We start from the raw sequence: 19,140 nt of genomic DNA, 5'->3' as shown, positions 1-19,140 counted from the left end.
GACTTTCGGATGAAACACCCCGCCTGTCGCGTGCGGGCGTTGCGGTCGGCCGGCCGACTGGCGCATGCAGGGCGGCGTTTGAATTCATAATGCCGCGCGAGGATCGATGGCCGTCACCACAGCCGCCCCGGCCGCCGGGCCCGGACAGAACCAGTCGGCGCGCGCGGCGCTGGCGGCCTTCGTGGGCACCACGATCGAGTGGTACGACTTCTTCATCTACGGCACCGCGGCGGCCCTGGTGTTCGGGCCGCTCTTCTTCACGACCGAGTCCCCCTACATCGCGACGCTCTCGGCCTTCGGGACCTTCGCGGTCGGCTTCCTCGCCCGGCCGCTCGGCGGCCTGATCTTCGGGCATCTCGGCGACCGGTTCGGGCGCAAGCGCGCCCTGGTGGCGACGCTCGTGATGATGGGCATCGCGACCTCCGGCATCGGCCTGCTGCCGACCTACGCGTCGATCGGGATCTGGGCGCCGGTGATGCTGGTGGTCCTGCGGCTGATCCAGGGGCTCGCGGTCGGCGGCGAGTGGGGCGGCGCCGTGCTGATGGCGGCCGAGCACGCGCCGGCCGGACGCAACACCTTCTTCGCCTCCTTCGCTCAGCTCGGCAGCCCCGCCGGGCAGATCCTGTCGCTGCTGGCCTTCCGGCTCGCGGGCCTCCTCGACAAGGAGAGCTTCCTGGCCTGGGGCTGGCGGCTGCCGTTCCTCGTCAGCATCCTGCTGCTCGGCGTCGGGCTCGCGATCCGCCTCGGCGTCGCGGAATCCCCGGCCTTCGAGAAGGCCCGGGCCGCCGGCGGGCCGCCGCCGGCGCCCGTGCGCGAGGTGCTGACGACCTGCCTGAAGCCGGTGCTGCTGGCGGCGGGCGCCAACACCTTCGCGATCGCCTCGGTCTACCTGTTCAACACCTTCATGATCGCGTTCACCACGCAGTATCTCGGCATCGCGCGGGCGACGATCCTCGACGCCCTGCTGATCGCCGCCGTGGTCCAGCTGGTGATGACCCCGGTGGGGGCCCGGATCGCCGAGGTGATCCGCAACGAGCGGCTGTTCCTCCAGGGGACGCTGGTCTGGGCGATGCTGGCCCCCTACCCGCTGTTCTGGCTGGTCGAGACCAAGTCGGTGCCGCTGATCGTTCTGGGCCTCGCCCTGAACGTCATCGGCAGCGCGACCTTCTACGCGGTGATCGCCGGCTACCTCGCGGGCGCCTTCCCGACGCGGGTGCGCTACACGGCGATCTCCATCGCCTACCAGTTCTGCGGCGCGCTCGCCGGCGGTCTCACCCCGATCGTCGGCACCGTGCTGGCCGAGCGGTTCCAGGGCCACTGGTGGCCGATCGCGGTGTTCGGCACGGCGCTGGCCGGCGTGTCGTTCCTGTGCGTCACGGCGATCGGCGGCTACCGGGCCCGGCAGCGGGGCTTCCTCGACGGGTGAGCGCGACCGGTCAAAGGCGCCGGATCCGGGTAACGCCGCATTCAGACCGGTGGTCTAGGATCGGCGGCATGGATTCGATCGCCGCAGCCGCCGTCCAGATGCTGGGTTCGTCCCAGAACCAGCAGATCGGCATCGCCGTCGCCAAGCAGCAGCTGTCGGCCGACAAGGCCGTCGCCGGGCTGGTGGCGGACAGCGCCGCCCAGGCGGCGAGCGCCGGCCCGCCGGCCCCTCCCGGACAGGGCCAGAGCGTCGACCTGCGGGTCTGACCGGCGCGCGCCCCGCGCGCGCCTAGCCGAAGCCGTAGAGCCGCCGCGGGTTGTCGACGAACACCATCCGGCGCCTGTCCGCGTCCGGCACCCAGTCGGCCATCAGGTCGAGGAGCTCCCGCGTCCGCGGCGGCCCGTCCCAGGCGGCCACGTGCGGCCAGTCCGAGCCCCAGAGGCAGCGCTCCGGCGCGGCGTCGTTGAGCGCCTGGGCGAAGGGGATCGTGTCGGCGTAGGGCGGCCCGGTCACGGAATCCCGGAAGGCGCCCGAGAGCTTCACCCAGTTGCCGTCGGCGACGAGGCCGAGCAGCGCCCGGAACCCCGGATGGTCCACGCCCGCCGAGGTCGGCATGTGCCCCATATGGTCGAAGACCAGTGGCACGGGCAGCCGCGCGAGGCGGCCGGCGATCGGCGGCAGCTCGCGCGCATCGAGCAGGAACTGGAGGTGCCAGCCCATCTCGCGGGCGAGCGCCCCGTAGGCCTCGACCGCGTCGAGGCCGACCCCGCCGCCGAACAGGACGTTGAGGCGCAGGCCGACGATGCCGGCCTCCTTCAGCGCGGCGAGCTCGGCGTCGGGCAGGCCGAGCGGGATCACCGCGACGCCGCGCAGGCGCTGCCGGTGGGCGCGCAGCGTCTCGACCATCAGCCGGTTGTCGGTGCCGTGCACGCTGACCTGGATCAGCACGCCGTTGGCCATGCCGGTCCCGTCGAGCATCGCGAGGTACCGCTCGGCCGGCGCGGCCGGCGGCGTGTAGCTCCGGTCCGCCACCAGGGGATAGTCCGGCGGCAGGCCGATGACGTGGGCGTGCGTGTCGACCGCGCCCTCGGGCACGGCGTAGCGGGTCGGGCCTTGCGGATGCGGGTCCGGGGCGGGGCAGTCTCGGATCTCGGACATGATCAGGAATCCGCGTGGAGGACCTTGCCACGCGTCTCGGGCAGCGCGAAGGCCGCGAGGAAGAAGATCCCGTAGGCGACGGCCGCGAAGATCGCGATGGCGGAGGCGAGGCCGGCGCGCTCCGCGAGGTAGCCGACCAGCGCCGGGAACAGCGCGCCGACGCCGCGGCCGAAATTGTAGCAGAACCCCTGCCCCGAGCCGCGCAGGCGCGTCGGGTACAGTTCGGTCAGGAACGCGCCCATGCCGGAGAAGTAGCCGGAGGCGAAGAAGCCCAGCGGGAAGCCCAGCACCCACAGCACGCCGTTCGACAGCGGGATCTGTGTGTAGGCGACGATCACCGCGATGGCGCCCAGCGAGAAGATCAGGAAGAGCGGCCGCCGGCCGAGCCGGTCGGCGAGCCACGCGCCCACGAGGTAGCCGGTGAACGAGCCGATGATCAGGGCCGCGAGGTAGCCGGTGGAGGACACGATCGACAGGTGGCGCTCGGTGGTCAGGAAGCGCGGCACCCAGGTGGTGATCGCGTAGTAGCCGCCCTGGCAGCCCGCCGCCGCCAGCGAGGCGAGCAGCGTGGTCTTGAGGATCGGGCCGGAGAAGATCTCCCAGATCTGCGGCCGGTCGCCCGTGGCGGCGGCCCGGGCGCGGGACTCGGCGGCGACCTCCGGCTCCTTCACGTAGCGGCGCAGGTAGAAGACCAGCAGCGCCGGCAGGGCGCCCACCGCGAACATCCAGCGCCACGCGGTCTCGGGCGGCAGGACCGAGAACAGCACCGCCTGCGACAGGACCGCGAGGCCCCAGCCGATCGCCCAGCCCGACTGGACCGAGCCCACCGCCCGGCCGCGATACTCGGCGCGGATCGTCTCGCCGATCAGCACCGCGCCGGCCGCCCACTCGCCGCCGAAGCCGAGGCCGAGCAGCGCCCGCGCGATCAGCAGCTGCTCGAAGTTCTGCACGAAGGCGCAGAGGAGGGAGAAGACCGAGAACCAGAGGATCGTGATCTGCAGGGTCAGCACCCGGCCGATCCGGTCGGCCACGAAGCCCGCGAGCCAGCCGCCGAGCGCCGAGGCCAGCAGCGTCACCGTGGCGGCGAGTCCGGCCGTGCCGGCATCGACGTGCCACAGGGCCATGATCGTCCCGATCACCAGCGGGTAGATCATGAAGTCCATGCCGTCGAGGCACCAGCCGGCGGCGCACGCCCAGAAGGTGTGCCGCTCCGGCGGCGTCATCGATCGGTAGAAGGCGGTGAGGCTGGCGTCGCGGATCTCGACCGCGTCCACGCCCGCGCGCCCCTGTCCGGCTGCTGAACTCATCACCGCCTCCCGCCGTCCGATACCAGTATCGGCATCCCGGTCAGAGCTGTCCAACGATGCGGCGGGTCACGCAAGGAACAGGAAAGGAAAAGGCCGCCCGGAGGCGGCCTGTCCCGTTCTTTTCGCGGTCGGGCGAGGCTCAGTAGCAGCGCTCGACCAGCACCCGGCGGTAGCCGTAGGGCGTCCAGCGCACCCGCGGGACCGTGTAGCAGCCGCCGCCGTAGCCGTACCCGTAATCGTAGGCTGCCGGGGCGTAGTAGCCGCCGTAGCCGTAGCCCGGGTAGCCGTACCCGTAGCCGCCGTAGAGGCTGCCGGCCGCGAGGCCGAGCCCGACGCCGAGGCCCAGGCCGCCGAGGCCGTAGCCGTAACCGCCGCGGTAGCCGTAGCCGCCGCGCCAGCCGTAGCCCCGGCCGTAGAAGCCGCGACCGTAGCCGAAACCGCCCGGACGGAAGCCGGCGCCGCGGAAGCCGCCGCCGAAGCCGCCGTTGCGGAACCCGCCGAAGCCGCCGCCGCGGAAGCCGCCGCCGAACCCGCCCCCGTGGAAGCCGCCGCCGAATCCGCCGCCGTGGAAGCCGCCACCGCCGAAGCCGCGCGCGTCCGCGCTGGCCGGCGCCAAGGCCAGAGCACCCGCCGCCAGCAGGGCCGAGCCGAGCACTGCACCCTTCATCACGTCATCTCCGTGGAAAAACGCCCTCTGCGGCTAAGAACGTCCGAATCGGCAAAACGGTCCAGCCCCGCCCGCGGCGCGCGGCCGCGCGCCGCGGGCGGGGCTGGACCGTTTTGCCGATNGTCCAGCCCCGCCCGCGGCGCGCGGCCGGACGGGGCCGGACGCCGCTCGGACACGAAATTCGCCGCTTTCCAGAGCGAAGGGCGCGCCGGACGCGCTCCGCCGTCCCCGACTCGCCGTCCCCGAGCTGCCTGGAACGAATGATGATGCTGCGACCGGCTCACGCCCTGTTGATCACGCTGCTCGCCCTCGCGGCCCCGGCCCGGGCGGCCGCTCCGGCGGCCGCCTCCGAGCCCTGCCGGGCGGTCGAGGCGCAGGGTGAGACCTTCACGGTCTGCACCATCGACCTCCGGAAGCAGCGGCTGCGGCTCTTCTGGCTCCAGGACGACGGCAAGCCCTACGGCGCCCTCGGCACCCTCGCCGAGAAGCAGGGCGGCCGCCTCGCCTTCGCGATGAACGCCGGCATGTACGACAAGGACCAGGCGCCGGTCGGCCTCTACGTCGAGGACGGGCACGAGCTGAGGCGCGTGTCCACGACCGACGGGCCGGGCAATTTCCACCTGAAGCCCAACGGGATCTTCTGGGTGAAGGGCGAGCGCGCCGGGGTGGTCGACACGGCCCGCTACCTGCGGGCGAAGATCCGGCCGGATTTCGCCACGCAGTCCGGGCCGATGCTGGTGATCGACGGCCAGATCCATCCGAAGATCGCCGCCGACGGGCCGAGCCAGAAGATCCGCAACGGCGTCGGCGTGCCCGGCGACGGGCACGTGGCGATCTTCGCGATCTCCGAGCGCCCGGTGACCTTCGGGGCCTTCGCGCGGCTGTTCCGCGACGATCTCGGCTGCCGCAACGCCCTGTTCCTCGACGGCTCGGTCTCCAGCCTCTACGCGCCGAATCTCGGCCGCGCCGACATCAGCCGCCCGCTCGGGCCGCTGGTCGGCGCGCTGCCGCGGTGAGGGGCGCGCTCAGCGCTGGCCGAAGGCCGTGTCCTTGAACAGGTCCTTGTACTCCCGCGGCTGCGAGCGCCAGTACTGCTTGGGGGCCCGCACCCGGGCGCCGAGTTCGGCGGCGGCGTGCCAGGGCCAGCGCGGATCGTACAGCATGGCGCGGGCGAGCGAGATCGCGTCCGCCTTGCCCTCCTGCAGGATCGTCTCCGCCTGCTGGGCCTCGGTGATCAGCCCGACCGCGATGGTGGTCAGCCCGGTCTCGGCCTTGATCCGCTCGGCGTAGGGCACCTGGTATCCCGGCCCGAGCTTGATCGCCTGCTTCGGCGACACGCCGCCCGTCGAGACGTGCAGTGCCGGCGATCCGGCGCGCTTCAGGGCCTGGGCCAGCTCCACCGTCTCGTCGAGATCCCAGCCGTCCTCGACCCAGTCGGTGGCCGAGACCCGCAGCCAGACCGGGCCGCCGGCGGGCACGACATCCCGCACGGCGTCGTAGACCTCCAGCGGGAAGCGCATGCGGTTCGCGAGGCTGCCGCCGTATTCATCTGTCCGCTTGTTGGCGATCGGCGACAGGAACTGGTGCAGCAGGTAGCCGTGGGCGCCGTGCAGCTCGACCGCCTCGATGCCGAGGCGCACCGCCCGCTTGGCGGTGGCCACGAACTGGTCGCGGACGCGCTTCAGGTCGGCGGCGTCGAGGGCGTGGGGCGGGACTTCGCCCTCCCCGTGCGCGACCGCCGAGGGCGCCTCGGTGCGCCAGCCGTAGGCGTGCTCCGGCGGGATCTGCTGGCCGCCGGCCCAGGGGGCCTCGCTCGAGGCCTTGCGCCCGGCATGGGCGATCTGGATGCAGACCGGGATCGGCGCGTACTCCCGCACGGCGTCGAGCACCCGGCCCAGCGCCCGCTCGCAGCCGTCGTTGTAGAGTCCGAGGTCCCAGGCGGTGATCCGCGCCTCCGGCGAGACCGCGGTGGCCTCCAGGGTCAGCAGGCCGGCCCCCGACATGGCGAGCTGACCGAGATGCATCATGTGCCAGTCGGTCGCCTCGCCGTCCCGCGCCGAGTACTGGCACATCGGGGCGATCAGGATGCGGTTCTCGAGGGTGAGCGCGTCGAGCGTCAGCGGTTCGAACAGGCGAGCGGTCATCGGCAACTCCTGGTGGAAGGACCACTCTGGCCCAGGACGGGCGTCGCGGCCAGTGCGGTGCGGCGGAGCACCCCTGCGGTCGGGCGTTGCGGAACTCGCGGATGTGGCCGCCCGTTTCCTGGCCTGTCGCCGCATCGCGGCAATCGACGCGAACCGCCTGAGGGGGCGAGATCGCCCGAGGTCCAGATGATGCTCACCAGACTCGCCGTCCCGCTCGCCCTGGCCACCGGCTGCGCCGCCCTCGCCGCCTCGGCGCAGGCGCAGCCCGCCGCCTTCGGCGGACCCAAGATGCTGATCCACGGCAATTACTGCGGGCCGGGCAACAACGCGCCCCTCCCGCCGATCGACGCCCTCGACGCGGCCTGCGCGCGCCACGACGCCTGCACGCCGCAGGGTGGCCTGCCCTCGCAGGCCTGCAACCTGCGCCTCCAGCAGGAGGCAACGCTGATCTCGCGCGATCCGCGTCAGCCGGAGGACGTCCGGTCCATGGCCGGCCTCGTGGCGGCCACCGCGACCCTGATCCCGTCGGAGCCGAACGCCCGGCGCGTGCCGGCCTCGGTCGTCGCGGGATCCGCCTCGAGCGCCTACGCGCCCGCCGTGTCGCAGCCGACGGTCGACGCCGACAGCGACGACGACGGCCCCGACGTCGACTGAGGCGGATCGGGACGTCTCCCGCCCGGTCGGCGCGGACCCGCGGCCTCCTCACCGGGCCGCGCCGATCCCCCGGTCCTTCAGGCTGTCGCCGATCTCCTCGAGCGCCGCCGCGTCGTCGATCGTCGCCGGCATCGTCCAGGGCTCGTGATCGGCGATGCGCTTCATGGTCGCCCGCAGGATCTTGCCCGACCGGGTCTTGGGCAGCCGCGGCACGGTGAGCGCCAGCCTGAAGGCTGCCACCGGGCCGATCTCGTCCCGGACCTTCGCCACGAGCTCCCGCTCGATCGTCTCGGTCGACCGGGCGACGCCGGCCTTCAGCACCACGAACCCGCAGGGCACCTCCCCCTTGAGCGCGTCGCGGATGCCGATGACCGCGCACTCGGCCACGTCCGGGTGGCTCGCCAGCACCGCCTCCATGCCGCCGGTGGACAGCCGGTGGCCCGCCACGTTGATGATGTCGTCGGTCCGTCCCAGGACCGTGATGTAGCCGTCGGCGTCGATGACCCCGGCATCCGAGGTGTCGTAGTAGCCCGGGAAGGTGGCGAGGTAGCTCGACCGCATCCGGTCGTCCGAACCCCAGAGCGTCGGCAGGCAGCCGGGCGGGAGCGGCAGGCGGATCGCGATCGTGCCCATCGTCCCTGCCGGAACCGGCTTGCCGCCCTCGTCCAGGACTTCGACCTCGTAACCCGGCATCGGCACGCAGGTGCTGCCGTGCTTAACCGGCAGGAGGCCGAGGCCCATCGGGTTGCCGGCGATCGGCCAGCCGGTCTCGGTCTGCCACCAATGGTCGACAACCGGCCGGCCCAGCACGCGCTCGGCCCAGGCGACCGAGTCCGGATCGGCGCGCTCGCCCGCCAGGAACAGGCTGCGGAAGGCCGAGAGGTCGTAGTCCGCGATCCGGGTGCCGGCGGAATCCTCCTTCTTGATCGCCCGCAGGGCCGTCGGCGCGGTGAACAGGCACACGACGCCGTACTCGGCGACGACCCGCCAGAAGGCGCCGGCATCCGGCGTGCCCACCGGCTTGCCCTCGTAGAGGACCGTGGTGCAGCCGTGCAGGAGCGGCGCGTAGACGATGTAGGAGTGGCCGACCACCCAGCCTATGTCGGAGGCGCAGAAGTAGGTCTCGCCGGGCTGGACGCCGTAGAGGTTCGGCATCGACCAGGCGAGGGCGACGAGGTAGCCGCCGGTGTCGCGGACAACGCCCTTCGGCTTCCCGGTCGTCCCGGAGGTGTACAGGATGTAGAGCGGGTCGGTGGCGGCGACCGGCACGCACCCCGCGCTCCGCCCCGCCGCCCGGGCCGCCGCCACGGTCTCGCCCCAGTCGCGATCCCGTCCCGCGACGAGGGTCGCGGGCCCTTGCGGGCGCTGGAGGATCAGGCAGGCCTCCGGCTTGTGCCGCGAGGCCGCGATCGCCGCGTCGAGGAGCGGCTTGTAGGCGACCACGCGGTTCGGCTCGATGCCGCAGGAGGCGGCGAGCACCACCTTCGGCGCCGCGTCCTCGATCCGCACCGCCAGCTCGTTGGCGGCGAAGCCGCCGAACACCACCGAATGGACCGCGCCGAGCCGCGCGCAGGCCAGCATGCCGAACAGCGCCTCGGGCACCATCGGCATGTACAGGATCACCCGGTCGCCCTTGCCGACGCCGAGGTCGGCCAGCACCCCGGCCAGCACCGCCACCTCGTCGCGCAGCGCCCGGTAGGTGATGCTGCGCTTGGTCCCGGTCACGGGCGAGTCGTAGCGGATCGCCACCTGCTCCGCCCGGGCCCCGTCGGCGTGGCGGTCCACCGCGTTGTGGCAGCCGTTCAGGCTGCCGTCCGGGAACCACCGGCCGTAGGGGCCTGAATCCGGCGCGAAGGCGCGCTCCGGCGCGCGTGCCCAGTCGAGGGCCTGCGCCGCCCCGAGCCAGAACGCCTCGGGGTCGCGGCGGGCCGATTCGTAGATTTCCGGGTAGCGGCCCGGCAGGCTGGCTCTCGTCATTGGTCCGGCGTTTCCTCGCGGGCCGCTCTCCGGCGGCCGTCCGCAGAGTAGCCCATTCTCGCGCGCGCGGGAGTGGCCAGGGACGAGCAAGCCCACGTCCGGGTCACGACGGCCGGGACCCGAGGGGGCGCCACAGCAAAACCGCCGCACCGGGGGCTCCCGGTGCGGCGGTCGTCGGCTCGAATTCGCTATCAGATGGACGTGTCAGGCGTCAGTGCAACGTGTCGTTGCCCGCCTGGAGCTTGTTGATCTCGTCCTTGAGGAGGAGTTTCCGTCGCTTCAGCTCGGCGATGTGGAGGTCATTCGCCGAAGGTCTGTGGATCGCTTCCTGAATCTCGCGCTCGAGGGCTTCGTGCTTACGGGCGAGCTGGTTCAGATGCGTCTGCAGCGACATGAGTCGAATCTCCTGTCATCGTTTCGACACAACGAGATTGGCACAGGATGCCGGACCTGTCGAAGCGTTTTCTGCTGCTAAGTCTGATGATTGCTTACCGCGCCGCCTTGTCCGGCGCCGGAGCGTGACGCATGCTCTCGGGCGACGAACGGTCTTCGGGTTCTCAGGTGACGATGGCGGACGAGGCGGGTGAGGGTGCGCAGTCGGACCTCCTGGGCGAGCTGGCGCGGCTGCGCGAGGAGCACCGGGATCTCGACAGCGCCATCGAGGCGCTGGAGCGCAGCGTCGCCGGGGACCAGCTCCAGATCCAGCGCCTGAAGAAGCGCAAGCTCACGCTGCGCGACCGCATCTACCACATCGAGGACGCGCTCACGCCGGACATCATCGCCTGATGCCGGTGGACGCCCTCGGGCCCCGCCTTGCCGCAGGCCCGCGCCGCCTGTAAGCGCCCTCTTTTGCCGGGATCAACGATGGCGTCGCCTCCTCCGGTCGCGATCATCATGGGCAGCCAGTCCGACTGGGCGACCATGCGGCATGCCGCCGAGACGCTCGACGCGCTCGGCGTGCCGTACGACGCGCGCATCGTGTCGGCCCACCGCACGCCGGACCGGCTCGTGGCCTTCGCCAAAGGCGCGGTCGAGGCCGGTCTCAGGGTCGTGATCGCGGGCGCGGGCGGCGCCGCGCACCTGCCCGGCATGGCGGCCGCGATGACCCGCCTGCCGGTGTTCGGCGTACCGGTGGAGTCGAAGGCCCTGTCCGGCCAGGACAGCCTGCTCTCCATCGTCCAGATGCCGGCCGGCATCCCGGTGGGGACCCTGGCGATCGGCCGGGCCGGGGCCGTCAACGCGGCCCTGCTCGCCGCGGCGGTCCTGGCGCTGACCGACGCGGGTCTGGCGGAGCGCCTGGAGGCGTGGCGCGCGGCCCAGAGCGCCTCGGTGGCCGAACGGCCGGTGACGGAAGAGAACGCGTGACGGACAAGATCCTCGGCCCCGGCTCCACCCTCGGCATCGTCGGCGGGGGCCAGCTCGGGCGCATGATCGCGCTCGCGGCGGCCGATTACGGCCTCAAGGCGCATGTCTACGCGCCCGACGCGGACAGCCCCGCCTTCGACGTGGCCGCCCGGACCACCTGCGCGGCCTACGACGATGCCGCGGCGCTCGCGGATTTCGCCCGCAGCGTCGACGTCGTGACCTACGAGTTCGAGAACATCCCGCACGCCACCGCCGACGTCCTGGCCCGGCACGCCGCCCTGCACCCGAACGCGCACGCGCTCTCGACCACGCAGGACCGGCTCACCGAGAAGGAGTTCATCAACGGCCTGGGCATCCCCACGGCGCCGTTCCGGGCCGTGGACACGCCCGACGACCTCGACCGGGCGATCGAGGTGATCGGCCTGCCGGCCGTGCTCAAGACCCGCCGCTTCGGCTACGACGGCAAGGGGCAGCGCATGCTCCGCGAGCGGGCCGAGGGCGACCGCAACGCCCTGTTCGCCGAGTTCGGCGGCGCGCCGCTGATCCTGGAAGGCTTCGTGCCGTTCGAGCGCGAGGTCTCGGTCGTGGGGGCGCGCGGGCGCGACGGCAGCTTCGCGGCCTACGACCTCTGCGAGAACGAGCACCGCGACCACATCCTCGCGCTGACCCGGGTGCCGGCGCCGGGCGTGTCCGCCGAGACGGGCCGCGCCGCCGTCGAGATCGCCCGGCGGATCGCCGACGCCCTCGACTATGTCGGCGTGCTCGCCGTCGAGATGTTCCTCGTCCGCGAGGACGGGGCGGAGCGGCTCGTGGTCAACGAGATCGCGCCCCGGGTGCACAATTCCGGCCACTGGACCAGCGAGGGGGCGCTGACCTCGCAATTCGCCCAGCACGTCCGGGCCGTCTGCGGCTGGCCCCTCGGCGACCCGGCCCGGGTCGGCGGGCTCTCGGTGGAGATGCGCAACCTGATCGGCGCCCAGGCCGACGACTGGCACGCCCTGCTGGCCGAGCCCGGCGCCCACCTGCACCTCTACGGCAAGGGCGAGGCGCGCCCCGGCCGCAAGATGGGTCACGTCACCCGTCTCGGACCCGCCCCGACCGGTTCCTGAGGCTTCGAAGGCACACCGGCGCCGCCGCGTGACCGCCGGACGGCCGTCCGCGGCGCCGCGCGACGGTCGAGCCATACCTTCGCCACATCCCGCCGCTTCCACGGCACCGTGGTCGGTACCGAATGCTGTCGATCGATTCCGCCCGCACCGCCTCGGTCCCGTCGGGACCGGCGGGGGCCGGATCACGACGCGGCGCTTCTTAAGCCGGCCTTCACCGTGATGCGCGACGGTGCCCCGGATGCGGGTGTGCCCGGCGCAGGGCGCGGGCTCTTGGACTGTGAGGGGCGGGGCGGGCACGCGCGGAGCGGGCGACGCCTCGGGGAGAGTGGGGCGATGAACGTACGCAACCGGCTGGGACGGAAGACGGCACTGATCGGCGCGGCCTTGGTCTCGGCTGCCGGCCTCGCGGGCTGCGAGACCGTCGGCAGCGCGGCCGGCCCGCGGCAATACGCGGTCCTGGAGAAGGACACGACCGGCGCCACCAACGTCAACATCGCCTCCCTGACCGAGGTGGTGCAGCGCAATCCGAACGACGCGGCGGCCTACAACACCCGCGGCGCCGCCTACGCCCGCGCCGGCCAGTTCAACGACGCCATCGGCGACTTCACCAAGGCGATCCAGCTCGATCCGAACTCCGCCTCCGCCTACAACAACCGCGCCCTGGCGAACCGGCAGATCGGCCGCGACGGCCCGGCGCTGCAGGACTTCACCAAGGCGATCGGGATCGATCCGAATTACGGGCCGGCCTATATCGGCCGCGCCAATGTCGAGCGCGCGCAGGGCAACCTCGACCAGGCGCTGAACGACCTCAACGTCGCGATCCGCCTGAGCCCCGAATCCGCGCAGGCCTACCACGCCCGCGGCCTCGTGCGGCAGAAGCAGGGCCAGGACACCCAGGCGATCGCCGATTTCGACGCCGCCATCGACCGCGACCCGTTCGTGGCCGCGCCCTACGCGGCCCGCGGCCAGAGCCTGATCGCGACCAACCAGTACGCGAAGGCGATCGAAGACTACAACGCCGCGCTCAACGTGAACGCCAAGGACGCCACGTCCTGGGCCTATCGGGGCCTCGCCTACGAGAAGCAGGGCCAGCGCAAGGAGGCGATGGAGAACTACCAGCGCGCCTCGACGATCGACCCCAACAACACCGTCGCGCGGGCCGGTCTCGGCCGCGTGCAGGGCGGGGTCGGCTCGCTGTTCAACTGATCGCCCCGTCATCGGGAGCGGAGCGGCCCGAGGCAGCGCCACACTCGCGAGCGTGGCGCCGCTGGGTCGCTCCGCGCCGCTCGCGGCGCCGGTGCGAGTGCCCGAGTCGACCTACGCCGCCAGCAGCCCGTTCTCGTCCTGCGTGATCCGGCGCAGGTGGTAGGCGGTGTCGCCGAGCAGGTACTCGATCATGGCGAGCCGCTTGAAATGGTGGGCGCCGATATACTCGAGCGTCATGCCGATGCCGCCGTGGAGCTGGACCGCCTCCTGGCCGACGTAGCGGCAGGCCTTGTTGATCTGCACCTTCACGGCCGACAGGGCCGCGGCCCGCGCCTTGGCATCCGGCGCGTCCACCATCATGGCGGCGTAGAGCGCCATCGAGCGGGCCTGCTCCAGCTGGATCAGCATGTCGACGGCCCGGTGCTGCAGCGCTTGGAACGAGCCGACGCTGACGCCGAACTGCTTGCGGGTCTTCAGGTACTCCACCGTCAGCTTGTGGAGCGCGTCCATGGAGCCGACCGCCTCGGCGGCGAGCGCCGCGATGCCGTGCTCCACCACCCGCTCCAGGAGCGGCAGGCCGCCCTCGGGATCGCCGAGCGCCGCGTCGGCCGGGAGCGTCACGTCCGAGAACGACACCTCGGCCGCCCGGCCGCCGTCCTGGGTCGGGTAGGCTTCGATGGCGACGCCCGCGGCGTCGGTCGGGACCAGGAACAGGCCGATCCCGTGCGGATCGCGCCGCTCGCCCGAGACCCGGGCGGAGACCACCATCAGGCCGGCCGCGTCGGCGTTGGGCACGACGCTCTTGGCGCCGCTCAGCACGTAGCCGTCGCCGCTGCGCCGGGCCGCGGTGGCCACGTCGGCGAGGTCGTAGCGGGACTGGCGCTCGGTATGGGCGAGGGTCAGGCGCAGGTCGCCGGCGACGAGGCCCGGGACGAGGCGCTCCCGCTGCGCGGCGCTGCCGCCGAGCCGCAGGGCCGTCGAGCCGAGCACGAGGCTCGCGAGCAGGGGCTCGACCACGAGGTTGCGGCCCACCGCCTCCATGACCAGCATGGTCTCGACCGGGCCGCCGCCGAGGCCGCCCTCCTCCTCGGAGAAGGGCAGGCCGGCGACGCCGAGTTCGGCGAAGGCCGTCCAGCCCTCCTCGGGGAAGCCCAGCGGCGCCTTGAGCCGGGCCTGCCGGCTCTCCAGGGACGGGTAGAGGTCGGCGGCGAGCCGCTCGACCGAGTCGCGCAGGAGCGACTGGTCCTCGTTCAGGTCGAAATCCATGGTGTTTCCTCTGCCCCCTCTCCTCCCCCTTGCGGGGAGGAGCCGGAGGTGGGGGGGTGCAGAAGGCACCGTGGCGCTCGATCCTGAACCACCCCCACCCCTGACCCCTCCCCGCAAGGGGGAGGGGAAATCGCTCACAACCCCAGAATGCCCTTGGCGATGACGTTGTGCTGGATCTCGTTCGAGCCGCCGTAGATCGAAACCTTGCGGTTGTTGAAGTAGCTCGGCGCCGCCGCGTCGACCCAGTCGAAGCCGCCGGGCAGGTTGTTGGCCCCGGCCCCCCGCGCGGGCGCCGCGAGGGCGAAGGGCCCGGCGAGCTCCACCAGCAGCTCGGTCGCCGCCTGCTGGAGCTGGGAGCCGCGGATCTTGAGGAGCGAGGAGGCCGGATCCGGCTCCACCGAATCCGCCCTTCCCTGCTTGGCCGCCACCCGCATCTGGGTGATCTCCAGGGCCTTCAGCTCGACCTCCACCTCGGCGACGCGAGAGCGGAAGGCGGGATCGTCCCACATCGTCCCGGGCCCGGCCGGCATCTCGCGGGCGAGCCGCTTGATCCGGGCGATCCGCTCCTTGGTGAGGCCGATCCGGGCGATGCCGGTGCGCTCGTTGGCGAGCAGGAATTTGGCGTAGTCCCAGCCCTTGTTCTCCTCGCCGACGAGGTTCTCGACCGGCACGCGGACAGAATCGAAGAAAACCTCGTTGACCTCGTGCCGGCCCTCCAGGGTGAGGATCGGACGCACGGTGATCCCGGGCGTCTTCATGTCGATGAGCAGGAAGGAGATGCCGCGCTGCTTCTTGGCCTCGAAATCGGTGCGCACCAGGCAGAAGATCCAGTCGGCGTGCTGGCCGAGCGTGGTCCAGGTCTTCTGGCCGTCGACGACGTAGTGGTCGCCGTCGCGCACCGCCTTGGTCTTCAGCGACGCGAGGTCCGAGCCGGCGCCGGGCTCGGAGAAGCCCTGGCACCACCAATCGTCGAGATTGGCGGCGCGCGGCAGGAAGCGCGCCTTCTGGTCCTGCCGCCCGAAGGTCGCCAGCACCGGGCCGAACATGTAGCAGTTGAACTGCTGCGGCAGCGGCACCGCGGCCTGGAACAGCTCCTCGGTGTAGATGTAGCGCTGGATCGGGGTCCAGTCCCGGCCCCCCCATTCCTGCGGCCAGTGCGGCACCGCCCAGCCCTTGGCGTTGAGGATCCGCTGGCTGGTGACGTAATCCTCCTTCGAGAGGCTGCGCCCCTCCGAGACCTTCTTCCGGATCTCCGCCGGGATCTCTGTCCGGCAGAAGCTCCGGACCTCGTCGCGGAACGCGATTTCCTCGTCGGTGAAGCGCAGGTCCATCGGCTCAGCTCCGGGCGATCTCGAACAGGCCGGCGCAGCCCTGGCCGCCGGCGACGCACATGGTCACGACGGCGTAGCGCGCGCCGCGGCGGCGGCCCTCCAGCAGGGCGTGGCCCACGAGCCGCGCGCCCGACATGCCGAACGGGTGGCCGACCGCGATGGCGCCGCCGTTGACGTTGACTGTGGCCGGGTCGATCCCGAGCCGGTCGCGGCAATAGACCGACTGGGACGCGAAGGCCTCGTTCAGCTCCCAGAGATCGATGTCGGCGACGCGCAGGCCCTGCCGCTCCAAGAGCCGCGGCACCGCGAAGACCGGGCCGATGCCCATCTCGTCCGGCCCGCAGCCCGCCGAGGCGAAGCCCCGGAAGGTGCCGAGCGGTTCGAGCCCCCGGCGCGCCGCCTCGTCGGCCGACATCAGCACGCTGGCCGAGGCCCCGTCCGAGAGCTGGCTGGCATTGCCCGCCGTGATGGAGGCCCCCTCCCCGCGCACGGGCTTGAGCTTGGCGAGGCCCTCCAGATTCGTGTCCGGCCGGTTGCCCTCGTCCTTGGCGAGCCGGGTCTCGACCTCCCGGGTCTCGCCGGTGGCCTTGTCGGTCACAGCCATCACGGCGGACATCGGGACAATCTCGTCGTCGAACAGGCCGCGCTCCTGCGCCGCTGCGGTCCGGCGCTGGCTCTCCAGCGCGAATTGATCCTGCGCTTCCCGGGAGATGCCGTACCGCTCCGCCACGATGTCGGCGGTCTCGATCATCGGCATGTAGATCGCCGGCAGGTGCGCCTCCAGCCACGCGTTGCGGGTCAATTCCCGCTGGACCTTCGGCTGGACGAGGCTGATCGACTCGACGCCGCCCGCCACCGCCACCGGCACGCTGTCGAGCACGATCCGCCGCGCCGCGCTGGCGATCGCCTCCAGGCCCGAGGCGCAGAAGCGCGAGACGGTGACGCCGGCCGACTCGACCGGGATCCCCGCCACCAGGGCCGCGTGCCGGGCGACGTTGCCCCCCGTGGCGTTCTCCGGATAGCCGCAGCCGAGCACCACCTCCTCGACCGCCCCGGGCTCCAGGCGCGCCCGATCGAGGGCGCCGCGGATCGCGTGGGCCGCGAGGTCGGCGCCGCGGGTGAGGTTCAGGGCGCCGCGATGGGCCTTGCCGATGGGGGTGCGGGCGGTCGAGACGATCACCGCGTCGGTCATGATCTCTCTCCCGCTCAGGCGTTCTTCAGGCCGGCGAAGCTGCCGCCCTCGGCGGCGAGACGCTTCAGCAGCGGCGCCGGCTCCTGGCTGTCGTCGCCGGTCTCGGCCGCGAAGCGCGACAGCGCCTCCGCGATCGTCTGCAGCCCGACCGTGTCGGCCCAGTGCATCGGGCCGCCGCGCCAGGCCGGCCAGTTGTAGCCGTTGATCCAGATCGTATCGATGTCGCCGGGCCGGGCCGCGATGCCCTCTTCCAGGATCCGCGCGCCCTCGTTGACCATCGGGTACATCAGCCGCGCGATGATCTCGTCCGGGGTGAAGCTGCGGCGGTTCACGCCGTGCTCGGCGGCGACCCGCGCGATCAGCGCCTCGACTTCGGGGTCGCGCGTGCCGGCGCGGGCGCCGTCCGGGTAGAGGTAGAAGCCGCGGCCGGTCTTCTGGCCGAACCGGCCCTGCTCGGCGAGCGAGTCCGCCACCGGCGCCCGGCCGCCGAAATCCTTGCGCGAGCGCCAGCCGATATCGAGACCCGCGAGGTCGCCCATGGCGAAGGGCCCCATCCGGAAGCCGAACCCGGTCACCGCCGCGTCGACCTCGTGGGGCAGCGCGCCCTCGAGCAGCAGGCGCTCGCCGGCCCGGCTGCGGCGCTCCAGCATGCGGTTGCCCACGAAGCCGAAGCAGACGCCCACCGTCACCGGCAGCTTGTTGAGGCGCTTGCCGAGATCGAGGGCGGTGGCCAGCACGTCCGGCGCGGTTTTTTCCGCACGGACCACCTCCACGAGGCGCATGACGTTGGCCGGGCTGAAGAAGTGCAGGCCGAGCACGTCCTGCGGCCGGCCCGTCACCGCCGCGATGGCGTTCACGTCGAGGTAGGAGGTGTTGGTGGCCAGGATCGCGCCGGGCTTGGCGATCTGGTCGAGCCTCGAGAAGATCTCGCGCTTGACGCCCATATCCTCGAAGGCCGCCTCGACGACAATGTCGGCCTCCCGGGCGTTCTCCAGGCCGAGCGCCCCGGTGATCCGGCCGACCCGCTCCTCCCGCTGGGCCTCCGTGATCGAGCCGCGCTTGGCCGAGCCGGCATAGAGCCCCTTCACCCGGTCGAGGCCGCGCGCCAGGGCGCCCTCCTCCGTCTCGATCACCGTCACGGGGATGCCGGCATTGGCGAAGCACATCGCGATGCCGCCCCCCATCGTGCCGGCGCCGATCACGGCGGCCGTGCGGACGGGACGGCGGGGCGTGTCCTTGGGCAGGCCGGGCACCCGGCCGGCCTCGCGCTCGGCGAAGAAGGCGTAGCGCAGGGCCTTCGAGCGCGGATCCTCCACCAGGGTGCGGAACTCGGCCCGCTCCACCGCCACCGCGGCGTCGAAATCCTGCTCCAGGCCGGCGCGCACCGCCCGCGCCAGGGCGTGGACGTTGGTGGCGTCGGGATCGCGCTTCACCGCCTCGGCGGCCTGCGCCTCGAACCGGTCGCGCGCCTCTCGCGTGAGTCTGTCGGAACGGTCGCGCACCCGCGGCAGCGTCCCCGCATCGGCGAGTTCCAGGGCGCGCGTCCGGGCCGCCGCCACCAGGTCGCCGAGCACGACGGCGTCGACGATGCCGAGCGCCGCCGCCTTCTCGGCGGAGACCGGCTCGCCCGTGAGCATCATCGCGAAGGCGGCGTCGGGCCCGATCAGCCGCGGCAGGCGCTGCGTGCCCCCGGCGCCCGGGATGATCCCGAGCTTGATCTCCGGCAGCCCGATCCTGGCCGACGGGGCGGCGACGCGGCCGTGACAGGCCATTGCCAGTTCCAGGCCGCCGCCGAGCGCCGCGCCGCCGATCGCCGCCACCACCGGCTTCGGGCTGGCGTCGAGCCGGTCCAGGATGTCCGGCAGGCTCGGCGGCCGCTGCGGCTTGCCGAACTCGCCGATGTCGGCGCCGCCGACGAACACCTTGCCCTCGGCGGCCAGCACGACGGCACGGACCGAGGCGTCCGCCACGGCTCGCGTCAGGGCCTCGTCGAGGGCCGCCCGCAGCGCGGCGCCCAGCGCGTTGACCGGCGGGTTGGCGAGCGTGAGCACCGCCACCCCGCCATCGACCTCCTGACGAACCACCCGAAGCTCCCTGATGTTCTGCAATGCAGAATGAGTGTCCGCATTTCGGCGGGATGTTGGTCCGTGTGTTCCCCAGCGTCAAGGACAGGCGAGGTCCGTCGACAAAGTGGATCCAACTGTTCTGCAGTGCAGAAGATCGGTGCCGCGGCCGTTTGACCCGCGGCCCGGGCCCGTGGCATCACAACGGCCCTGGACGAGACTCGGTTGCGGACGCCGCCCGGCGCGCGACGGCCGGGCCGCCGGAGGCACGGGGA

18 protein-coding genes are annotated in these 19,140 nt (G+C 72.4%); 8 read left to right on the top strand and 10 right to left on the bottom strand.

Features of this window, described 5'->3' with window-relative positions; translation table 11 throughout:
• Nucleotides 1-106: 106 nt before the first annotated feature.
• Together MMR14E_RS10405 and MMR14E_RS10400 are read left to right on the top strand one after the other, a co-directional pair.
• The gene (locus MMR14E_RS10405) at nt 107-1,426 is read left to right on the top strand and encodes an MFS transporter (protein WP_331314056.1); all 1,320 of its coding nucleotides are present in this window, start codon (nt 107-109) and stop codon (nt 1,424-1,426) included.
• Nucleotides 1,427-1,494: 68 nt separating this feature from the next.
• Nucleotides 1,495-1,692: a hypothetical protein gene (locus MMR14E_RS10400; RefSeq protein WP_091682246.1), complete on the top strand. Its 198-nt coding sequence runs from the start codon at nt 1,495-1,497 to the stop codon at nt 1,690-1,692.
• Nucleotides 1,693-1,714: 22 nt separating this feature from the next.
• On the opposite strand, the gene MMR14E_RS10395 is transcribed toward MMR14E_RS10400, so the two are convergent.
• The 3 genes from MMR14E_RS10395 to MMR14E_RS10385 all read right to left on the bottom strand — a co-directional run bounded on the left by MMR14E_RS10395 (nt 1,715) and on the right by MMR14E_RS10385 (nt 4,558).
• Nucleotides 1,715-2,584 (bottom strand): amidohydrolase family protein, encoded by an 870-nt coding sequence (locus MMR14E_RS10395; RefSeq protein WP_331314055.1) that lies wholly within the window; start codon nt 2,582-2,584, stop codon nt 1,715-1,717.
• A 2-nt stretch (nt 2,585-2,586) separates the two neighbouring features.
• Nucleotides 2,587-3,891: an MFS transporter gene (locus tag MMR14E_RS10390; protein ID WP_331314053.1), complete on the bottom strand. Its 1,305-nt coding sequence runs from the start codon at nt 3,889-3,891 to the stop codon at nt 2,587-2,589.
• Nucleotides 3,892-4,030: 139 nt separating this feature from the next.
• Complete coding sequence (locus MMR14E_RS10385) at nt 4,031-4,558, bottom strand: hypothetical protein (RefSeq protein WP_331314052.1); 528 nt, start codon at nt 4,556-4,558, stop codon at nt 4,031-4,033.
• Nucleotides 4,559-4,821: 263 nt separating this feature from the next.
• Here MMR14E_RS10385 and MMR14E_RS10380 point away from each other — a divergent pair, with 263 nt between their 5' ends.
• On the top strand, nt 4,822-5,574 hold the full coding sequence (locus MMR14E_RS10380; RefSeq protein ID WP_331314050.1) for a phosphodiester glycosidase family protein: 753 nt from the start codon (nt 4,822-4,824) through the stop codon (nt 5,572-5,574).
• 9 nt (nt 5,575-5,583) lie between these two features.
• Here MMR14E_RS10380 and MMR14E_RS10375 read toward each other — a convergent pair whose 3' ends face one another.
• On the bottom strand, nt 5,584-6,702 hold the full coding sequence (locus tag MMR14E_RS10375) for an NADH:flavin oxidoreductase/NADH oxidase (RefSeq protein ID WP_331314048.1): 1,119 nt from the start codon (nt 6,700-6,702) through the stop codon (nt 5,584-5,586).
• Between the two features lie 186 nt (nt 6,703-6,888).
• Here MMR14E_RS10375 and MMR14E_RS10370 point away from each other — a divergent pair, with 186 nt between their 5' ends.
• Nucleotides 6,889-7,356, top strand: coding sequence for a hypothetical protein (locus MMR14E_RS10370; protein ID WP_419539328.1), 468 nt, complete (start codon nt 6,889-6,891; stop codon nt 7,354-7,356).
• Nucleotides 7,357-7,404: 48 nt separating this feature from the next.
• On the opposite strand, the gene MMR14E_RS10365 is transcribed toward MMR14E_RS10370, so the two are convergent.
• Together MMR14E_RS10365 and MMR14E_RS10360 are read right to left on the bottom strand one after the other, a co-directional pair.
• Nucleotides 7,405-9,333 carry a propionyl-CoA synthetase gene (locus MMR14E_RS10365; RefSeq protein WP_331314046.1) on the bottom strand — a complete coding sequence of 643 codons (1,929 nt, stop codon included), beginning with the start codon at nt 9,331-9,333 and terminating at the stop codon, nt 7,405-7,407.
• A gap of 211 nt (nt 9,334-9,544) precedes the next feature.
• Nucleotides 9,545-9,727, bottom strand: coding sequence for a YdcH family protein (locus MMR14E_RS10360; RefSeq protein WP_012318068.1), 183 nt, complete (start codon nt 9,725-9,727; stop codon nt 9,545-9,547).
• Nucleotides 9,728-9,858: 131 nt separating this feature from the next.
• Here MMR14E_RS10360 and MMR14E_RS10355 point away from each other — a divergent pair, with 131 nt between their 5' ends.
• The 4 genes from MMR14E_RS10355 to MMR14E_RS10340 all read left to right on the top strand — a co-directional run bounded on the left by MMR14E_RS10355 (nt 9,859) and on the right by MMR14E_RS10340 (nt 13,013).
• Nucleotides 9,859-10,119, top strand: a complete 261-nt coding sequence (locus tag MMR14E_RS10355) for a YdcH family protein (protein ID WP_081636461.1) — start codon at nt 9,859-9,861, stop codon at nt 10,117-10,119.
• A gap of 78 nt (nt 10,120-10,197) precedes the next feature.
• Nucleotides 10,198-10,698 carry a 5-(carboxyamino)imidazole ribonucleotide mutase gene (gene purE / locus MMR14E_RS10350; protein ID WP_331314044.1) on the top strand — a complete coding sequence of 167 codons (501 nt, stop codon included), beginning with the start codon at nt 10,198-10,200 and terminating at the stop codon, nt 10,696-10,698.
• Nucleotides 10,695-11,807 carry a 5-(carboxyamino)imidazole ribonucleotide synthase gene (locus MMR14E_RS10345; RefSeq protein ID WP_331314043.1) on the top strand — a complete coding sequence of 371 codons (1,113 nt, stop codon included), beginning with the start codon at nt 10,695-10,697 and terminating at the stop codon, nt 11,805-11,807. The genes purE and MMR14E_RS10345 overlap by 4 nt, the downstream gene beginning before the upstream one ends.
• A 333-nt stretch (nt 11,808-12,140) precedes the next feature.
• Entirely contained in the window at nt 12,141-13,013 is an 873-nt protein-coding gene (locus tag MMR14E_RS10340; protein WP_331314041.1) for a tetratricopeptide repeat protein, read from the top strand.
• 111 nt (nt 13,014-13,124) lie between these two features.
• On the opposite strand, the gene MMR14E_RS10335 is transcribed toward MMR14E_RS10340, so the two are convergent.
• From MMR14E_RS10335 to MMR14E_RS10320, 4 genes are all read right to left on the bottom strand, one after another.
• Nucleotides 13,125-14,279: an acyl-CoA dehydrogenase gene (locus MMR14E_RS10335; RefSeq protein ID WP_331314039.1), complete on the bottom strand. Its 1,155-nt coding sequence runs from the start codon at nt 14,277-14,279 to the stop codon at nt 13,125-13,127.
• Nucleotides 14,280-14,413: 134 nt separating this feature from the next.
• Nucleotides 14,414-15,610 (bottom strand): acyl-CoA dehydrogenase family protein, encoded by a 1,197-nt coding sequence (locus tag MMR14E_RS10330; RefSeq protein WP_331314038.1) that lies wholly within the window; start codon nt 15,608-15,610, stop codon nt 14,414-14,416.
• A 4-nt stretch (nt 15,611-15,614) separates the two neighbouring features.
• Nucleotides 15,615-16,802 (bottom strand): acetyl-CoA C-acyltransferase, encoded by a 1,188-nt coding sequence (locus MMR14E_RS10325; RefSeq protein ID WP_331314036.1) that lies wholly within the window; start codon nt 16,800-16,802, stop codon nt 15,615-15,617.
• Nucleotides 16,803-16,816: 14 nt separating this feature from the next.
• A complete protein-coding gene (locus MMR14E_RS10320; protein WP_331314035.1) occupies nt 16,817-18,886 on the bottom strand; it encodes a 3-hydroxyacyl-CoA dehydrogenase NAD-binding domain-containing protein in 2,070 nt (689 codons plus the stop codon).
• Nucleotides 18,887-19,140 lie beyond the last annotated feature (254 nt).

The organism is Methylobacterium mesophilicum (genome assembly GCF_036441335.1).
In the GTDB taxonomy this organism is placed as follows: domain Bacteria; phylum Pseudomonadota; class Alphaproteobacteria; order Rhizobiales; family Beijerinckiaceae; genus Methylobacterium; species Methylobacterium mesophilicum_B.
The sequence above is the reverse complement of the archived record's forward strand: the minus strand, read 5'-3'. Positions and strand labels throughout refer to the sequence as shown.

Coding starts and splice junctions, on each gene's coding strand:
- MMR14E_RS10405 (WP_331314056.1), top strand. CDS start 107: ATGGCCGTCACCACAGCCGCCCCGGCCGCCGGGCCCGGACAGAACCAG.
- MMR14E_RS10400 (WP_091682246.1), top strand. CDS start 1,495: ATGGATTCGATCGCCGCAGCCGCCGTCCAGATGCTGGGTTCGTCCCAG.
- MMR14E_RS10395 (WP_331314055.1), bottom strand. CDS start 2,584: ATGTCCGAGATCCGAGACTGCCCCGCCCCGGACCCGCATCCGCAAGGC.
- MMR14E_RS10390 (WP_331314053.1), bottom strand. CDS start 3,891: ATGAGTTCAGCAGCCGGACAGGGGCGCGCGGGCGTGGACGCGGTCGAG.
- MMR14E_RS10385 (WP_331314052.1), bottom strand. CDS start 4,558: ATGAAGGGTGCAGTGCTCGGCTCGGCCCTGCTGGCGGCGGGTGCTCTG.
- MMR14E_RS10380 (WP_331314050.1), top strand. CDS start 4,822: ATGATGCTGCGACCGGCTCACGCCCTGTTGATCACGCTGCTCGCCCTC.
- MMR14E_RS10375 (WP_331314048.1), bottom strand. CDS start 6,702: ATGACCGCTCGCCTGTTCGAACCGCTGACGCTCGACGCGCTCACCCTC.
- MMR14E_RS10370 (WP_419539328.1), top strand. CDS start 6,889: ATGATGCTCACCAGACTCGCCGTCCCGCTCGCCCTGGCCACCGGCTGC.
- MMR14E_RS10365 (WP_331314046.1), bottom strand. CDS start 9,333: ATGACGAGAGCCAGCCTGCCGGGCCGCTACCCGGAAATCTACGAATCG.
- MMR14E_RS10360 (WP_012318068.1), bottom strand. CDS start 9,727: ATGTCGCTGCAGACGCATCTGAACCAGCTCGCCCGTAAGCACGAAGCC.
- MMR14E_RS10355 (WP_081636461.1), top strand. CDS start 9,859: ATGCTCTCGGGCGACGAACGGTCTTCGGGTTCTCAGGTGACGATGGCG.
- purE (WP_331314044.1), top strand. CDS start 10,198: ATGGCGTCGCCTCCTCCGGTCGCGATCATCATGGGCAGCCAGTCCGAC.
- MMR14E_RS10340 (WP_331314041.1), top strand. CDS start 12,141: ATGAACGTACGCAACCGGCTGGGACGGAAGACGGCACTGATCGGCGCG.
- MMR14E_RS10335 (WP_331314039.1), bottom strand. CDS start 14,279: ATGGATTTCGACCTGAACGAGGACCAGTCGCTCCTGCGCGACTCGGTC.
- MMR14E_RS10330 (WP_331314038.1), bottom strand. CDS start 15,610: ATGGACCTGCGCTTCACCGACGAGGAAATCGCGTTCCGCGACGAGGTC.
- MMR14E_RS10325 (WP_331314036.1), bottom strand. CDS start 16,802: ATGACCGACGCGGTGATCGTCTCGACCGCCCGCACCCCCATCGGCAAG.